The following is a 15,096-nucleotide window of genomic DNA, read 5'->3' on the forward strand; positions in this document are numbered from 1 at the left end:
ATCCCATGCGAACAATCGGCATCGTCCAGGCCCGGATGGGCTCCTCCCGGCTGCCCGGCAAGGTGCTCCGGCGGCTCGGCGGCCGTACCGTCCTGGACCGGGTGGTCCGGGCCGCCCGTGACAGCGGCGTGCTCGACGACCTGGTCGTCGCCACCACGACCGAGGAGGTCGACGACCCCGTGGTGGCCGAGTGCGAGGCGATCGGCGTCGGCGTGCACCGCGGCCCGGTCGACGACGTGCTCGGCCGCTTCCTCGGCGTGCTGGACGCCGGCGAGGACGACTCCGACGCGGTGCTGCGCTTCACCGCCGACTGCCCGCTGCTCGACCCCGAGCTGATCATGCTGGCCGCCGACGTCTTCGCCGCGACCCCGTCGCTGGACTACCTGAGCACGTCCATCGCGCGCACGCTGCCGCGCGGGCTCGACGTCGAGATCGTGCGCACCGACGTGCTGCGCGAGATCGACAAGCTCGCCACCGCGCACCACCGCACGCACGTGACCTCGTACGTCTACTCGCACCCGCACGAATACAACGTGCTCGGCCTGACGTTGCAGCCGGACCTGTCCCACCTGCGGCTCACCCTCGACACCGAGGACGACTGGCGGCTCATCGAGGCCGTCGTCGCGCACTTCGGCGACCGGCCGGTGCCCGTACGGACCCTGGCCGGCTGGCTCGCCGGCCGGCCGGAGCTGACCGTGCTCAACGCGCACGTACGGCAGAAGGAGCTGACACAGGCGTGACGATCACCGTCGGAATCCGGTGCGACGCCGGGCCGCGCACCGGCGCCGGGCACCTCGTGCGCTGCGTCGCCCTCGCCGAGGAGCTGACCGGACGCGGTGCGGCCGTGCACTTCCTCAGCGACCTGGGCGGCCTGGAGTGGGCGTCACGTCAGCTGGCCGCCCGGGGCCTGCCGTGGCATCCGGCGCCGTTCGACGCCGTCGGGCTGGTCGCGGCGACCCAGCGGCTCGGCCTGGACGCGCTGGTGATCGACTCGTACCAGCTGCCGGCGGCGCACTCCCGCGCGGTGCGGGCCAGCGGGCCGGCCGTGGTCGCGATCGTCGACGGGGACCCGCGCGGCCAGGACGCGGACATCTTTGTGGACCAGAACCTCGACGCCGAACTGCGGCACCCGCCGCTGCCGCCGGGCGCGGTCCGGCTGGCCGGGCTCGACTACGCGCTGCTGCGGCGGGCGGTCCGCGACCTCCGCCCGGCCACCGCGCCCAGCGCCGGCTCGGGCCGTACCCCCGAGGTCGTGGCCTTCTTCGGCGCGACCGACGCCTACCACGCGGCGCCGGTCGCCGCCCGGTTGCTGATCCGGACCGGGGCCGCCTGCGCGGCAACGATCGTGGCCGCCGACGACGGCCTGCGCCGCGAGCTGCTCGCGCTGGAACCCGCGCCCGGACAGCGGATCGAGGTGATCGCGCCGACGGACGACCTGCCAAAGCTGCTCGCCGACGCCGACCTGGCGATCAGCGCCAGCGGCACCTCGACCTGGGAACTGCTCTGCCTCGGCCGGCCCGCCGCCCTGCTCTGGGTCGTCGAGAACCAGATCATCGGGTACGGCCGGACGACGGCGCGCGGTCTCGCGGCCGGCCTCGGGCACCTGCCGGCGCTGACCTCGTCGCCGACCGAGTCGGCCGCGGCCGTCGACACCCTCCGAGCGCTGCTGGCGAGCCCGGCCGAGCGGACGGCGCTGGCCGCTCGGGCCTGGGCGGCCGTCGACGGTCGCGGCACCGCCCGCGTCGCGGACGCCCTGCTCCAACGCCTGCGCCGGCGCTAGCAAGGCCCATTGGGCGCAGGGCCGCACCGGCCGGGACTAAACACAAACGACACCGGGTCGCTGTACCGGAGAATGCTCCCATGCGTCCAGAGTTCACTGATCCGCCCAAGCTCACCGCCGGTGATCGGATCGCCGTCGTGTCGCCCGCCTACGCCGCGCCCGCCGACTTCCCGGCGCTGCACGAGCAGGCCCTGCTCCGCCTGCGCGAGGACTTCCACCTGGAACCCGTCGAGTTCCCCACCACCCGGCGGCACTCGACGGCGGCGGCGCGCGCCGAGGATCTCATGGCCGCCTACGCCGACCCGTCGATCCGGGCCGTCCTCGCCAGCATCGGCGGCGACGACCAGATCACCGTGCTGCCGCACCTCGATCCCAAGCCGTTCCTCGCCGACCCCAAGCCGTTCCTCGGCTTCTCGGACAACACCAACCTGCTGAACTGGCTCTGGACCCACGGCGTCGCCGGCTATCACGGCATGTCCACGATGATGCACCTCGCCCGCGGCGCCGGCGTGCAGCCGATCGCCGCCGAGTCCCTGCGCGCCGCCCTCTTCACCGGCGGCGACGTCGAGATCCGCCCCGTCGAGCTGTTCAGCGACGAGGAGATCCCGTGGGATGATCCGGCCGCGCTCACCAGCTCGGCCGTGCCGTACGCCAGCCCCGGGCGGGTGTGGCACCAGGCCGACCGGGTGGTCTCCGCGCCCGCCTGGGGCGGGTGCCTCGAGATCCTGCACTGGACGCTGGCCGCCGACCGCTGGGTCCGCCCGGTCGAGGACTACGCCGGGTGCGTGCTGCTGCTGGAGACGTCCGAGGAGATGCCCTCGGGCGACGAGGTGTTCAAGATGCTGCGGAACTTCGGCGAGCGCGGGCTGCTCGAGCAGTTCCCGGCGATCCTGGTCGCCACCGCCAAGGGCACCGTCTTCTTCGACCCGAGGCCGATGGCGGAGCGGGTCCGCTACCGCGACGAGCAGCGCGCCGCCGTGCTGCGGGCGCTGGCGGCCTACAACCCCGGTGCGATGGTCGTCTTCGGGGTGGACTTCGGGCACACCGACCCGCAGTGGGTGCTGCCGTACGGCGGGCGGATCACCGTCGACGGTCCGGCGCGGCGGATCACCGCGCACTATTGAGCGCGTCGACCTCGGCCGCGAAGAACGGGCCGGGGTCGAGCCCCAGCGACGTGAAGTTGCCCTCGATCTCCAGGCTGACGAAGCCGTGCAGCCGGCTCCACGCCGTGACCGCGTGCAGCGCCACCGCCGGGTCGACGCCGCCGGCCCAGGCGCGCAACGCCTCGGCGAGCGGCGGCTCGGGCTCCGGCCCGGGACCGACGAAGGCGAACAGCACGTCCATGGCACCCCGCGCCGCGGCGACCAGGCGCTCGTCGTGCGCGTCGTAGCCGGGCAGCGGCGCGCCGAAGAGCAGCCGGTAGCGGTGCGGGTTGGCGATCGCCCAGGCCCGGTAGGCACCGGCCAGGTCCGGCATCCGCCGCGGTGCGGCGCAGACGGCGCTGGTCAGGTCGGCGTACGCGTCGAGGATGAGCTCGGTCAGCAGCGCGTCGCGGCCGGCGAAGTAGCGGTAGAGCGCGGGGCCGGAGACGCCCAGTTCCTTGGCGATCGCGTTGATGGACAACGCCTGCGGGCCGCCCTCGGCGAGCTGCCGCAGTGCCGCGTCCTTGACCTCCTGGCGCATCTGCGCGCGGAATCGGTCCCTGATCCCCCCTGCCGTCATGCGGCAACGTTACAGCCGTGACGCTAGGTGAGACCCACTAACGGGCGGCCGCCTCAGATCATGCCGGAGCGCAACGCGTACGCGACCGCATGTGAACGGTTGCGCAGCTTCAGCCGGTGGGTGACCCCGTAGATCACGTTCTTCACGGTGCGCTCGGAGTAGCTGAGTTCGCCGGCGATCTCGCTGGTGTCGAGGCCGTCCGCCATCAGCCGCAGCACGTCGATCTCGCGGGGCGTCAGGCCCGAGGTGTTCAGCCCGTGCGGGGTGAGCACGTCGCGCTGCAGGCGTTCGATGTGCTTGAGCAGCTCGCCGACCAGGTTCGGCGGCATGACCCCGCCGCCGGCCGCCGCGGCGAGCACGCTGTGCGCCAGGCGATCGGCGGTCACGGCGGGCCGGGGCAGGATCGCGACCACCCGGCACTCGACGGCGGTGAGCAGCTCCGTCTCCGTGATCTCGTTGGTGATGAGCACGACCGGCGCGCCCGCCTCGGCCGCGTGGCGGCGCAGCATGGCGACGACGTCGGCGCTCAGGCGCTCGGCGGAGACGACGAGGACCTTGGCCTGTGCGCGGTCGGCGCCGCGCAGCAGCGTCAGCTCCGGGCGCGACTGAAGATAGCTGGCCAGTCCCGCCTGGATGAGCGGGTCCGACGCCTGCAGAGCAACTCGCACCTGTTCCACGGCTGCCTCCGGTTTCGTAGCGGCGGGGCCAGTCTCCGGAAGCGTTCTTCAGAAAATCTTCACGCCACCTACACGACCGGCGGCAGCCGGCCGGCGCTGCGCAGCGCCTCGATGTACTTCGGCAACTCGACGACGGCGCGCTCGAGCCGGCCCGGGGTCAGCTGGTCGACGAAGACCGCGTCCACGACGTCCTGCCGCAGCTCGGCGGGCAGTTCGTCCAGGCGCTGGACCGGCAGTTGCTCCCAGAGCCGGAGGATCCGGAGCCGGGACCGGACCAGGGCGAGCGTGCGTTCCAGCCCGGCGACGACCTCGTCGGCGCTGACCGGGTCGAGCACCAGGCGGCCCTCGGCCGCCAGGGTCAGGAAGAGGTCACCGGCGAAGTCCCCGCTCATCGACCCCTCCTCAGCGCACCGGGCGAGCGCCCGGCACGGCTGCGAGTCCATCAGACCCGCACGTGGGCGCGGAAGAGCATGCGCGTGGTGATGCCCCGGGCTCCGGCGTACTTTGCCCGCGGCGTCCCGGGCAACCGTGACGGTCGATGCCCGGCCGGCGGCCGGAGCGGTTTGGGAATCTGTCCAGCGCCGCGCACGCAGGTGTTGTGGCGGCGCTATGGTGGTTCGCGCGGTGCGATAGCACGCCGCACCCGACGGGGACGTCGGCCGGCGGCGATCCACCCACGACGATGTTGGGACAGCGATGGCGGCAGAGCACGAGGGCATGGACCTCCGCCTGCTCGGCCCGGTCCGCGCCTGGCGGGACGGGACCGAGGTCGCGCTGGGCTCCGCCCGGTGCACGGCCGTCTTCACCGTGCTCGCCCTGCACGCCAACCGCCCGGTCTCCCGCGAGCAGCTGGTCGCGGCGGTCTGGGGCGACGACCCGCCGGCGAGCGCGACCGGCAACGTCTACACCTACGTGTCCGCGCTGCGCCGGGTCCTCGAGCCCGGCCGCGACCGCTGGGCCGCCGGGCGGACGCTCACCTCCGGCGCGGGCGGCTACTGCCTGCACGTGCCGGGCGCGGCCGTGGACGTCCACCGCTTCGAGGCGCTGCGGGAGCGCAGCCGCCGGCACCGCGCCGCCGACGACCGCCGGGCCGAGCTGGCCGCGCTGGAGGCGGCCCTGGGGCTGTGGCGGGGCGAGGCGCTGACCGGCATGCCGGGCCGGTACGCGGAGGCACAGCGGCTGCGCCTCACCGAGCTGCGGCTGGCCACCGCGGAACGGCGCGCCACGCTCCTGATCGAGCTCGGCCGCCACGACGAGGCGATCAGCGCGCTGCGGACGCTCGCGACGGCGTACCCGTTGCAGGAGAACCTGCACGCGATGCTGATGTCCGCCCTGCACGCCCGCGGCCGCCGGGCCGAGGCGCTGGAGGTGCACGACCGGCTGCGGGACCTGCTGCGGGACGAGACGGGCACCGAGCCCGGCGCGGCACTGCGCGCCGTGCGCAGCCGGGTACTGGATGGCGGCCCCGGCGGCGCCGGCCCGGCACCGGCCGCCGTGTTCGTCGGCCGGACGGCCGAGCTGCGGCTGCTGCTCGACGCGGTCACCGAGGTGGCCGCGGGCCGCGGCGGCAGCGTCTGGCTCAAGGGCGCACCCGGCATGGGCAAGTCGGCCCTGCTCGCCACGGCGCTCCGCGACGCGGCGCCGCCCGGCTGCCGGATCGGCTGGGGTGCCGGCGACGAGCTGGCCCGGCGGATGCCGCTGGGGGTGCTGCTCGAGTGTTTCGAGTCCGCCATGGCCGGCGACGGGAGCCGGGAACCGGTCAGGGAGCTCTTCGCGGTGGCCGCGGACGCGCTCGGCGGCCCCGCGCCGGGCATTGTGGACCGGGCCGCCGCGGTGATCCGGCGCGCCGCCGCCGAGGGGCCGCTGATCCTGGTCATCGACGACCTGGAGCTGGCGGACGACGCCACCCTGCGGGTCTGGACGGAGCTGCACGCGCTGACCGGCGAGCTGCCGCTGCTGCTCGTCGGCGCCGGCGGGCCGGCCGCCGACGACCGGCGGCTGGCGGAGCTGCGGGCCGTGCACCCGGGCGAGGTGGTGCTGTCCGGACTGGCACCGGCCGACGCGGCCGCACTGGTCTGGAGGACGGCTCCCCGGCCGCCGGAGCCCCGGATCCTGCGGCGGCTGCTCGGCGACGCCGGCGGAAACCCCTGCTACCTGCGGCATCTCGCGGCCGCCCCGCGGCGCGAGCCCGGCGATCCGCCGCCCGCGGAGGTGACGGCCGCGGTCAACGCCCACCTCGGCCCGTTCGCGGAGGAGACCCGGCAGATCCTGCGGGCCGTCGCGTTCCTGGGCGCGCCCGTTGGCCGGCGGGCCGGGTGCACGGTGCCCGAGGTCGCCGCGGCGACCGGCCGGCCGGCGGACGAGATCCGGCGTGTGCTGGCACCCGCACACGCCGCGGGGGTGCTCGGCCCCGGCCCCCAGCTGGTGTTCCGGCACCGGATCGTCGCCCGTACCCTGCACGAGGGCACCCCGACGGCCCTGCGCGTCATGCTGCACCGCTCGTTCGCGGAGAAGGTCGCCGCCGCCGGCGGCGCACCGGATCGGGTGCTCGGGCAGCTGCTGGCCGGGCCGGCCCCGCTGGACCCCTGGGCCGGCCGGTGGCTCGCCGGCCACGTCGAGGAGCTGTGGGCGAGCGCGCCGAAGCCGACCATCGCGGTGCTGCAGCGGGCCCACTCGCAGTACAACCTGGACCACGGCACCCGCCTCGAGCTGACCGCCTGGCTGGCCCGGCTGCTGTTCCTTCAGGGCCGCGGCGCGGTGGCCGAGGCGGGCTGGGCGGCCGCCCGGGCCACCGACCCCGCGCTGGAGGCGGAGATGCGCTGGATCGTGGCCGCGACCCACGACCGCCGCGGCGACCACGCGGCCGCCGCCGACGTGGCCCGCCTCGTGCTCAGCGCCCGCCGGGCACCTGGTCCCTGGCTCGATCGGTTCCGGGCGCTCCTCAGCCGCCTGCCCCCGAACCGGCCGCCGGGCGAACCGGCCGTGCCGCGCATGCGCCGGACGGCCGGCTCCGCCGACCCGATTTCCGTTATCGGCTGACGGCCGAGCGGTCTCCACCAGCATGGGATCCCCGAACCGCGGAAACGGAGGGCACGTGTCGGCCTCTGCAGGCGGCGGGCTCCGGATCTCGGTACTCGGGCCGGTCCGGGCCTGGATCGGCGAGCGCGAGCTCAACCTCGGGCCCGGCCGGCAGCGCGCGCTCTTCGCCGCGCTGACGGCGAACGCCAACCGGCTGGTGAGCCGCGACGAACTGATCGAGGCGGTGTGGGGTGCGGCGGCACCGGCCACCGCGACCGGCAGCGTGTACACCTACATCTCCGGGCTGCGCCGCAGCCTCGATCCGGACCGCAACCACCGCGGCGCCGGCGAGCTGCTGGCCTCGGGCCCGTCGGGCTATCTGCTCCGGCTCTCCCCAGGCGCGCTGGACAGCGACCGGTTCGCCGTCCTGTGCGCGCAGGCGGCGGAGCTGCACGGGACCGGCGATCTGGCCGGCGCGGCGGCGCGGCTCGACGAGGCACTGGCGCTGTGGCACGGCGAGGCGTACGGCGGGCTCTCCGGCCACCGGCTCGAGGTGGAGCGGGCGCACCTGGCGGAACGCCGGCTGGCGGCGGTCGAGCGGCGGGCTCGGATCGTGATGGAGCTCGGCGACGACGGCCTGGTGGCGGAGCTGGCCGGCCTGGCCCGTGATCACCCGTTGCACGAGCCGCTGCACGAGCTGCTGATGCTGGCCCTGCACCGCGCCGGGCGGCACGCCGAGGCGCTCGAGGTATTCCGCTCGGCCCGGCGCACGCTTGTCGCCGAGCTCGGCGTCGAGCCCGGCCCGGCCCTGCGTGAGCTGCATCGGCGCGTCCTGGCCGGCTCGGTCGAGCCGGCCGACGGCCTCGGCCCCCGGCCGGTAGACCCGATCGTGCCGACCCCGGTGGCCCGGGCCATCCGGGACGGCCTCGCCGGTCGGGCGCTGGTCGGCCGCGACGCCGAGCTGCGGCGGCTGCGCGAGCTGACCCGCGCCGTCGCGGACGGCACGGGCGCCGCCGTGTGGATCGAGGGCGAGCCCGGCATCGGCAAGACCGAGCTGCTCACCGCGGCGTTCGCGGCCGCGGGCGACGACGGCTGCCAGCTCGCCTGGGGCGTCGCGGACGAGCTGGACCGGCACGTTCCGCTACAGGTGATCACTCGTGCGCTCGGGATCGAGCCGGACTCCGCGGATCCGCGGCGGGCCGCGCTCGCGGCAGAACTGCACGCCGGCGAGCCGGAGGAGGCCGGCGCCGCGCCGGCGGCGGACCGGGTGCTGGCGTACGTTCGGGCGACCTGTGCCGTCGCGCCGCTCGTGCTGGTCGTCGACGATCTGCAGTGGGCGGACGACGCCAGCGTGCTGCTCTGGGACCGGCTGGTCGCGGCGACCCGGCGGCTGCCGCTGCTGCTGGTGGCCGCGGCCCGGCCCGAGCCGAACGGGCGTGCGCTGGCTCAGCTGCGGCGGGGCGTCCGGTCCCGGCAGGGGCACACGCTGATGCTGCGGGGGCTGCCGCCCGGCGACATCGAGGAGCTGGTCGCCGCCCTCGTCGGCGCCCGGATCGGTCCGCACCTGCGCGGGATCGTGCCCCGCTCCGGCGGCAATCCGCTCTGCGCCCGGGAGCTTGCCACCGCGCTGCTGCGCCGCGGCGTCGTGCGGATCAGCGACGGCCGGGCCGAGATCGACGCGGCGGTGCCGGTCGAGGCGCCGGGGTCGCTGCTCGCCGTGGTCCGGGGCACGCTGGACTTCCTCACCGAAGACACCCAGGAGGTGCTGCGGCTGGCGGCGCTGCTGGGCACCGAGTTCGCCGTGGACGACGTGGTCGCCGTGACCGGGCGGTCGCCGTTCGACCTGATGGTCAACCTGGAGGAGGCGCTCGCCGCGAACATCGTGGTGGACTCCGGCAGCGACCTGGCCTTCCGGCACCCGTTCCTGCGGCAGGCGCTGCACGAGAGCGTGCCCGCGGCCCTCCGCTCGACGCTGCACCGGCACACGGCCGAGGCGCTCGCCCGCGGCGGCAGCCCGGTGACCCGGGTCGCGGAGCAACTCGCCGCCGAGACCCCGGTGATCGATGCCTGGGTGGTGCGGTGGCTGGTCGAGAACCATGCCGAGGTGGTGAAGCGGACCCCCCGGATCGCCGCGGAGCTGCTGCGCCAGGCGCTGGCCACCGACCTGCCCGCGCCGCGACAGCGGGAGACGCTGCTGGTCGCGCTGGTCAAGCTGGAGTTCCGCCAGGACCGCTACCCGATGGACGAGGCGATCGAGGCGCTCGGCAGCGCCACCGATCCGGCGGACCGGGCGGAGATGCGCCAGCTGCTCTCGGCGATGCGGTTCCGGCGCGGCGACGCGGCGGGCGCCATCGGCCTGCTCACCGGCGCGGTCGACGACCGGGAGGTGCCGGAGCTCTGGCGGACCCGGCACCGGGTGCTGCTGGCCAACTTCCGCCGCGGCGACCTGAGCGACCTCGACCGCGCCGACCGCAACGCGCAGCGGGTGCACGAGGAGGCGGTGGCGGCGAACCAGCCGTACGAGGCTGCGTTCGCGCTGCAGACGACGTGGCTGACCAACTCGATCCGGCGCGACCACGAACGTGCCCTGGAGTACGTGGACCGCGCGCTGGACATCATGCACGACCACCCGACCTTCGCCGGGATGTACTTCGACCTGCTGGACAACCGCATGTTCACGCTGCAGAATCTCGACCGCCTCGAGGAGGCCGAGCGGACCCTGCGCGAGGCGGCGCTGTTCGCCATCCGGCACCGGCTGCCGGCCAGTCTGCAGGTCGCCTCCGCGGTGCAGTACCACTGGCTGGGCCGGTGGGACGACGCGACGGCCGAGGTCAGCGCGGTCACCGACGACGCGCCCGGCCTCACCTTTCTGGGCATGCGGGAGCCCGGCGCGGTGACGATGCTGCTGCACGGGGTGGCGGCGCTGATCGCGGGGCATCGCGACGACGCCGATCTGGCCGCCGCGCACCTGGACGCCGCGGACGCGGTACCGGCGAGCGACGCCGAGCGGGAGAGCTGCGACTTCCTGCTGGTCGCCCGCGCCCTCGGCGCCGAGCAACGCGGCCGCCCGGCCGATGCGCTCGACATCCTCTCCCCGTTGCTCACCCCCGAGTACGCCCCGATGATGCTGCGCCACCAGTGGCTGCCGGACGCGATCCGGATCGCGTGCGAGATCGGCCGGGAGGATGTGGCCCGGCGGGCGGCGAGGATCTGCGCGGACGAGGCGGCGAAGGAGGTTCGGCCCGCCCGCGCCTGGGCCGCCTCGGCCCGCTGTCAGGCGCTGCTCTCGGGCGACCCGGAGCCGGTATTGGAGGTCGTCGCGCACTACCGGACCGTGGGGCGCGTGCCGGAGCTGGCCGCCGCCTGCGAGGACGCGGCCGTGTTGCTGGCCGCGCGGCGGCGACCGCAGGAGGCGGCGCTCTGCGGCGGCGAGGCGGCGGAGGTGTACACCGTGCTCGGGGCCCGCTGGGATCTGCGCAGGCTGCGCCGCCGGCTGGCCGAGTTCGGCATCGACCCGATCCGGGTCGCGGCACCCACGACCGTCCGCAGTGGTTGATCCTCCGAACCGCACGCTCCAGATCGGACCGCGCCGTTCAATTGTGATCGGTAACAAGCTTTCCCGTCGGCTTCCGTCGACGGGCGAAAACCGCAGGTCTCTCCGCCTCTAGGCCGCTGACCTGCTGCTCCGCTAGCCCGGAGTCGACTCACGACAGAGCGTCGCGTTCGTTTCTGATTGGTTATGACCGTGACCTTGACAGGAAAAGTTTGATAGTGCGTGAATGTGTTTCGGGATGGTAAAGCGTCGATGCCTCACCCGACGACGCCGCAGTCACCACTAAGGAGCCAATGTCATGAGCGCTATGTCCGGCCGCTGGAGGCCGGCGGTTCTTTCCCTCGGCGCGGCCCTTCTCCTCGCCAGCGCGAGCGCGTGTGCGAAGTCCGAAGACGGCGACTCGGCGGGCGGTGGAACGCCCGCATCAGCGGCTGCTCAGGTCGCACAGTCGGCCGCACCCGGCGCGAAGACCTGCACGCTGGATCAGTTCGGCGGCACGAAGATCGACCCGAAGACCGCCAAGGTCGGCTTCTCGCAGTCGGAGAAGGAGGCGAACCCGTTCCGCATCGCCGAGACGCAGTCCATCAAGGACGAGGCGGCGAAGCTGGGCATCCCGAGCGGCAACCTGCAGACCACCAACGCCGCCTCGCAGTTCAACAAGCAGATCAGCGACGTCGAGCAGATGATCGACTCCGGCGTGCAGCTGCTCATCATCGCCCCGCTGAACTCGGACGGCTGGGACTCGGTCTTCGCCAAGGCTTCGGCGAAGAAGATCCCGATCGTCACCATCGACCGCAAGATCAACGCGTCGTCCTGCACCGACTACCTGACCTTCATCGGGTCGAACTTCGAGGAGCAGGGCAAGCGCGCGGCCGACAAGATGGCCGCGGCGCTCGGCAACAAGGGCTCGGTGGCGATCCTGCTCGGCGCGCCGGGCAACAACGTCACGACGCTGCGCACCAAGGGCTTCAAGGACCAGATCGCCAAGGTCGCCCCGGACGTCAAGATCGTGTTCGAGCAGACCGGCCAGTTCTCCCGCGAGGAGGGCCAAAAGGTCTCCGAGCAGCTGCTGCAGTCCAACCCGGACATCAACGGCATCTACGCGGAGAACGACGAGATGGCGCTCGGCGCCGAGGTGGCGCTCAAGGGTGCCGGCAAGAAGCCCGGCGAGGTGAAGATCGTCTCGATCGACGGCACCAAGGGCGCGGTACAGGCCATCGTGGACGGCTGGATCTACGCCGTCATCGAGTCCAACCCGCGCTTCGGCCCCCTCGCGTTCTCCACGGCCGCCAAGTTCTTCAACGGTGAGCCGATCCCCGAGGACATCATCATCTCCGACCGCGAGTACGACGAGAGCAACGCCAAGGCGGACCTGAACAGCGCCTACTGATCGCGAGCGTGGCCCGCGCGGCGGCGTCGGACCCCCGTCCGGCGCCGCCGCGCGGCATCTGCGGACATAGACAAACCTCCATTGTTCCGCGTGTTCAGTTACGTCAATATGTGTTCCAAGCTGGTAACCACCGCAACCGGCAATCCATCCCCGAGCAGCACACTCCCTCGAAGGAGAGAGCACGTGACTGAACATCAACCCAGGTCTTTGCGACGCTTCCTCGCCGTGACCGCAGCGGCCCTCACCGCGTCAGCCGGCACCCTGATCGTCACCGCCGCCCCCGCGGCGGCCTTCGTACCGAAGACTCCCCCGCTGGCCACCCCGTGGAGCAACCAGGTCTCCACGACCAATCCGCTCCCCGAGTACCCCCGGCCCCAGCTCACCCGCCCCGACTGGCAGAGCCTCAACGGGATCTGGCAGTTCGCCGGCGCGTCCAACATCAACACCCCGCCGGTGAACCAGACGCTGGGCGAAGAGGTGCTTGTTCCGTACCCCATCGAGAGCGCTCTCTCCGGGATCATGCGGCACGAGGACTACATGTACTACCGCAGGACGTTCACGGTTCCGGCCGGCTGGAGCGGCCGCAACGTGCAGCTCAACTTCGGCGCCGTCGACTGGCAGTCGAAGGTCTGGGTCAACGGCACCCTGCTCGGCACGCACGAGGGCGGCTACGACAAGTTCTCCTACGACGTGACCGGCGCGCTGCGCGCCGGCGCCAACGAGGTCATCGTCGGCGTCTGGGACCCGTCCAACGGCCAGGACATCCCGGTCGGCAAGCAGCGCACCAACCGCGGCGGCATCTGGTACACCACGTCGTCCGGCATCTGGCAGACGGTCTGGCTCGAGCCGACCAACCCCGCCCGGATCACCCGGCTCGACACCACCCCGAACGTCGCGGCCGGCGCGCTCGACCTGGTCGTGCAGGGCGCCGGCATCAGCGGCCAGGGCGTCACCGCCCAGGTCCTCTCCGGCGGCGCGGTGGTCGGCACCGCCTCGGGCAGCGTCGGCTCGTCCATCCGCGTGCCGGTGCCGAACGCACACCTCTGGACGCCGGACGACCCGTTCCTCTACGACCTGCGCGTGAGCCTGACCGGCACCGGCGGCGGCGACACGGTCGGCGGCTACTTCGGCATGCGCTCGCTCGGCAAGGCCATGCTCGGCGGCACGCTGCGCCCGACGCTGAACGGCAAGTTCGTCTTCCAGCTCGGCACCCTCGACCAGGGCTACTGGCCCGACGGGATCTACACGGCGCCGACCGACACCGCCCTGCGTTTCGACCTGGAGCAGCAGAAGGCGCTCGGCTTCAACATGGTCCGCAAGCACATCAAGGTGGAGAGCGACCGCTGGTTCTACTGGGCGGACCGTCTCGGCCTGATGGTCTGGCAGGACATGCCGGCGCTGGCCAGCGGCCGGGAGCCCTCGACGGCCGGGCGCACCCGGTTCGAGAAGGAGCTCAAGGAGATGATCGACGAGCACAAGGGCATCACGTCGATCGTCCAGTGGGTGCCGTTCAACGAGGGCTGGGGCGAGTACGACGCCGGCCGCATCGCGGACCTGGTGAAGAGCTGGGACGCCACCCGGCTGGTCAACCACAACTCGGGCTCGAACTGCTGCGACTCCGACCCGGACCCGGGCAACGGCGACGTGATCGACGACCACATGTACGTCGGCCCGGGCATCACCCGCGCACCGACGGCGACCCGGATCGCGGTCAACGGCGAGTACGGCGGCCTCGGCCTGCGCGTCCCCGGGCACGAGTGGCCGACCAGCGGCAAGTTCGCGTACGAGTGGCTGCCGGACAGCAACGCGCTGACCAACCGCTACGTGCAGATCACCAGCAAGCTGGTCGACCTGATCGCGGCGAACGGGCTCTCCGGTTCCGTCTACACCGAGCCGACGGACGTCGAGGAGGAGCTGAACGGCTTCTACACCTACGACCGGCAGATCCAGAAGATGAACTTCGCAGGAGTCCGGGCCGTCAACCTGCGGGTGCTCGGCGCGGCGACCGGCACCACGCTGCCGACCGGCAAGCTGGCCTCGCTGCGGGTCACCACCCCGGGCTACACCGACCGCTACCTGCGGCACGCGGGCGGCGCGGCGGCCACCTCGGTGATCAACGCGTCGAGCCCGACCGGCGACAAGCAGGACGCGACCTACTGGGTGCGGCCCGGCCTGTCCAACGGCGCCTGCTACTCGTTCGAGTCCCGCAACTTCCCGGGCCAGTACCTGCGGCACCGGGCGTACCGGGTGTACCGGGAGGCGAACAACGGCGGCACGTTCAACGCCGACGCCACGTTCTGCGCACGGCCGGGCCTGTCCGGCGGCGGCACCTCGCTGGAGTCATCCAACATGGCCGGTTACTACCTGCGCCACCGCAACTCCGAGGTCTGGATGGACCAGAACACCGGCGGGTCGTTCAATGACGACGCGACCTGGAATGTCGTCAACCCGTTGTGGCGCAGCGGCACCGACCTGGCCGTCGGGCAGAAGCGGTCGTTCCGGGTCACCACGGCCGGCTACGACACCCGCTACCTGCGGCACCGCGACTCGCTGGCCCGGACCGACGTGATCACCTCGGCCGGCGCCCTCGCCGACCGGCAGGACGCCACCTTCACCGTGCGGACCGGACTGGCCGACGGCACCTGCTACACGTTCGAGTCGGTCAACTTCCCGGGCCGCTTCCTGCGGCACGCCGGCTACCGCCTGCAGATCGCCACGAACGACGGCACCACGACGTTCCAGCAGGACGCCACCTTCTGCGCGCAGCCGGCGCTGAACGGCGGCAGCGGCAACGTGTCGCTCGAATCCATCAACTACCCCGGCTACTACTGGCGGCACTACGCGGAGGCCGTCTACATCGCCACCAACGGCGGCGGAAACACCTGGGACAACCCGGGCAGCTTCAACGCCGATGCGACCTGGAACAACGCGGCGCCCCTGGGCTGACGCGGGAGAA

General features: G+C 73.1%; 10 protein-coding genes. 7 read left to right on the forward strand and 3 right to left on the reverse strand.

Annotation, left to right across the window (positions count from 1 at the left end; all coding sequences use genetic code 11):
- Positions 1-5 precede the first annotated feature (5 nt).
- The 3 genes from AB0B58_RS14070 (at position 6) to AB0B58_RS14080 (ending at position 2,904) form a co-directional block, all read left to right on the forward strand.
- Entirely contained in the window at positions 6-740 is a 735-nt protein-coding gene (locus AB0B58_RS14070; RefSeq protein WP_360222890.1) for a cytidylyltransferase domain-containing protein, read from the forward strand.
- Positions 737-1,780: a spore coat protein gene (locus AB0B58_RS14075; protein ID WP_360222893.1), complete on the forward strand. Its 1,044-nt coding sequence runs from the start codon at positions 737-739 to the stop codon at positions 1,778-1,780. The genes AB0B58_RS14070 and AB0B58_RS14075 overlap by 4 nt, the downstream gene beginning before the upstream one ends.
- An 80-nt stretch (positions 1,781-1,860) precedes the next feature.
- Entirely contained in the window at positions 1,861-2,904 is a 1,044-nt protein-coding gene (locus AB0B58_RS14080; RefSeq protein WP_360222896.1) for a S66 peptidase family protein, read from the forward strand.
- Here the strand turns inward: AB0B58_RS14080 and AB0B58_RS14085 are convergent.
- From AB0B58_RS14085 to AB0B58_RS14095, 3 genes are all read right to left on the reverse strand, one after another.
- Positions 2,888-3,502, reverse strand: coding sequence for a TetR/AcrR family transcriptional regulator (locus AB0B58_RS14085; protein ID WP_360222899.1), 615 nt, complete (start codon positions 3,500-3,502; stop codon positions 2,888-2,890). The two genes, AB0B58_RS14080 and AB0B58_RS14085, sit on opposite strands and share 17 nt — an antisense overlap.
- 53 nt (positions 3,503-3,555) lie before the next feature.
- Complete coding sequence (locus AB0B58_RS14090; RefSeq protein ID WP_360222902.1) at positions 3,556-4,179, reverse strand: response regulator transcription factor; 624 nt, start codon at positions 4,177-4,179, stop codon at positions 3,556-3,558.
- A 68-nt stretch (positions 4,180-4,247) separates the two neighbouring features.
- Positions 4,248-4,571, reverse strand: a complete 324-nt coding sequence (locus tag AB0B58_RS14095; protein ID WP_360222905.1) for a hypothetical protein — start codon at positions 4,569-4,571, stop codon at positions 4,248-4,250.
- A gap of 304 nt (positions 4,572-4,875) precedes the next feature.
- Here AB0B58_RS14095 and AB0B58_RS14100 point away from each other — a divergent pair, with 304 nt between their 5' ends.
- The 4 genes from AB0B58_RS14100 to AB0B58_RS14115 all read left to right on the forward strand — a co-directional run bounded on the left by AB0B58_RS14100 (position 4,876) and on the right by AB0B58_RS14115 (position 15,086).
- Positions 4,876-7,218, forward strand: coding sequence for a BTAD domain-containing putative transcriptional regulator (locus AB0B58_RS14100; protein ID WP_360222908.1), 2,343 nt, complete (start codon positions 4,876-4,878; stop codon positions 7,216-7,218).
- Between the two features lie 55 nt (positions 7,219-7,273).
- The gene (locus AB0B58_RS14105) at positions 7,274-10,753 is read left to right on the forward strand and encodes a BTAD domain-containing putative transcriptional regulator (protein WP_360222911.1); all 3,480 of its coding nucleotides are present in this window, start codon (positions 7,274-7,276) and stop codon (positions 10,751-10,753) included.
- A 295-nt stretch (positions 10,754-11,048) separates the two neighbouring features.
- Positions 11,049-12,140: an ABC transporter substrate-binding protein gene (locus AB0B58_RS14110; protein ID WP_360222914.1), complete on the forward strand. Its 1,092-nt coding sequence runs from the start codon at positions 11,049-11,051 to the stop codon at positions 12,138-12,140.
- Between the two features lie 225 nt (positions 12,141-12,365).
- Positions 12,366-15,086: an AbfB domain-containing protein gene (locus AB0B58_RS14115; RefSeq protein ID WP_360222917.1), complete on the forward strand. Its 2,721-nt coding sequence runs from the start codon at positions 12,366-12,368 to the stop codon at positions 15,084-15,086.
- Positions 15,087-15,096: the final 10 nt, after the last annotated feature.

Origin of the sequence: Actinoplanes sp. NPDC049118 (assembly GCF_040648555.1) — a bacterium.
Lineage (GTDB): Bacteria > Actinomycetota > Actinomycetes > Mycobacteriales > Micromonosporaceae > Actinoplanes.

Excerpts from the sequence above, each read along its gene's own strand:
- AB0B58_RS14070 (WP_360222890.1), top strand. The coding sequence starts at position 6 with ATGCGAACAATCGGCATCGTCCAGGCCCGGATGGGCTCCTCCCGGCTG.
- AB0B58_RS14080 (WP_360222896.1), top strand. The coding sequence starts at position 1,861 with ATGCGTCCAGAGTTCACTGATCCGCCCAAGCTCACCGCCGGTGATCGG.
- AB0B58_RS14085 (WP_360222899.1), bottom strand. The coding sequence starts at position 3,502 with ATGACGGCAGGGGGGATCAGGGACCGATTCCGCGCGCAGATGCGCCAG.
- AB0B58_RS14095 (WP_360222905.1), bottom strand. The coding sequence starts at position 4,571 with ATGAGCGGGGACTTCGCCGGTGACCTCTTCCTGACCCTGGCGGCCGAG.
- AB0B58_RS14100 (WP_360222908.1), top strand. The coding sequence starts at position 4,876 with ATGGCGGCAGAGCACGAGGGCATGGACCTCCGCCTGCTCGGCCCGGTC.
- AB0B58_RS14110 (WP_360222914.1), top strand. The coding sequence starts at position 11,049 with ATGAGCGCTATGTCCGGCCGCTGGAGGCCGGCGGTTCTTTCCCTCGGC.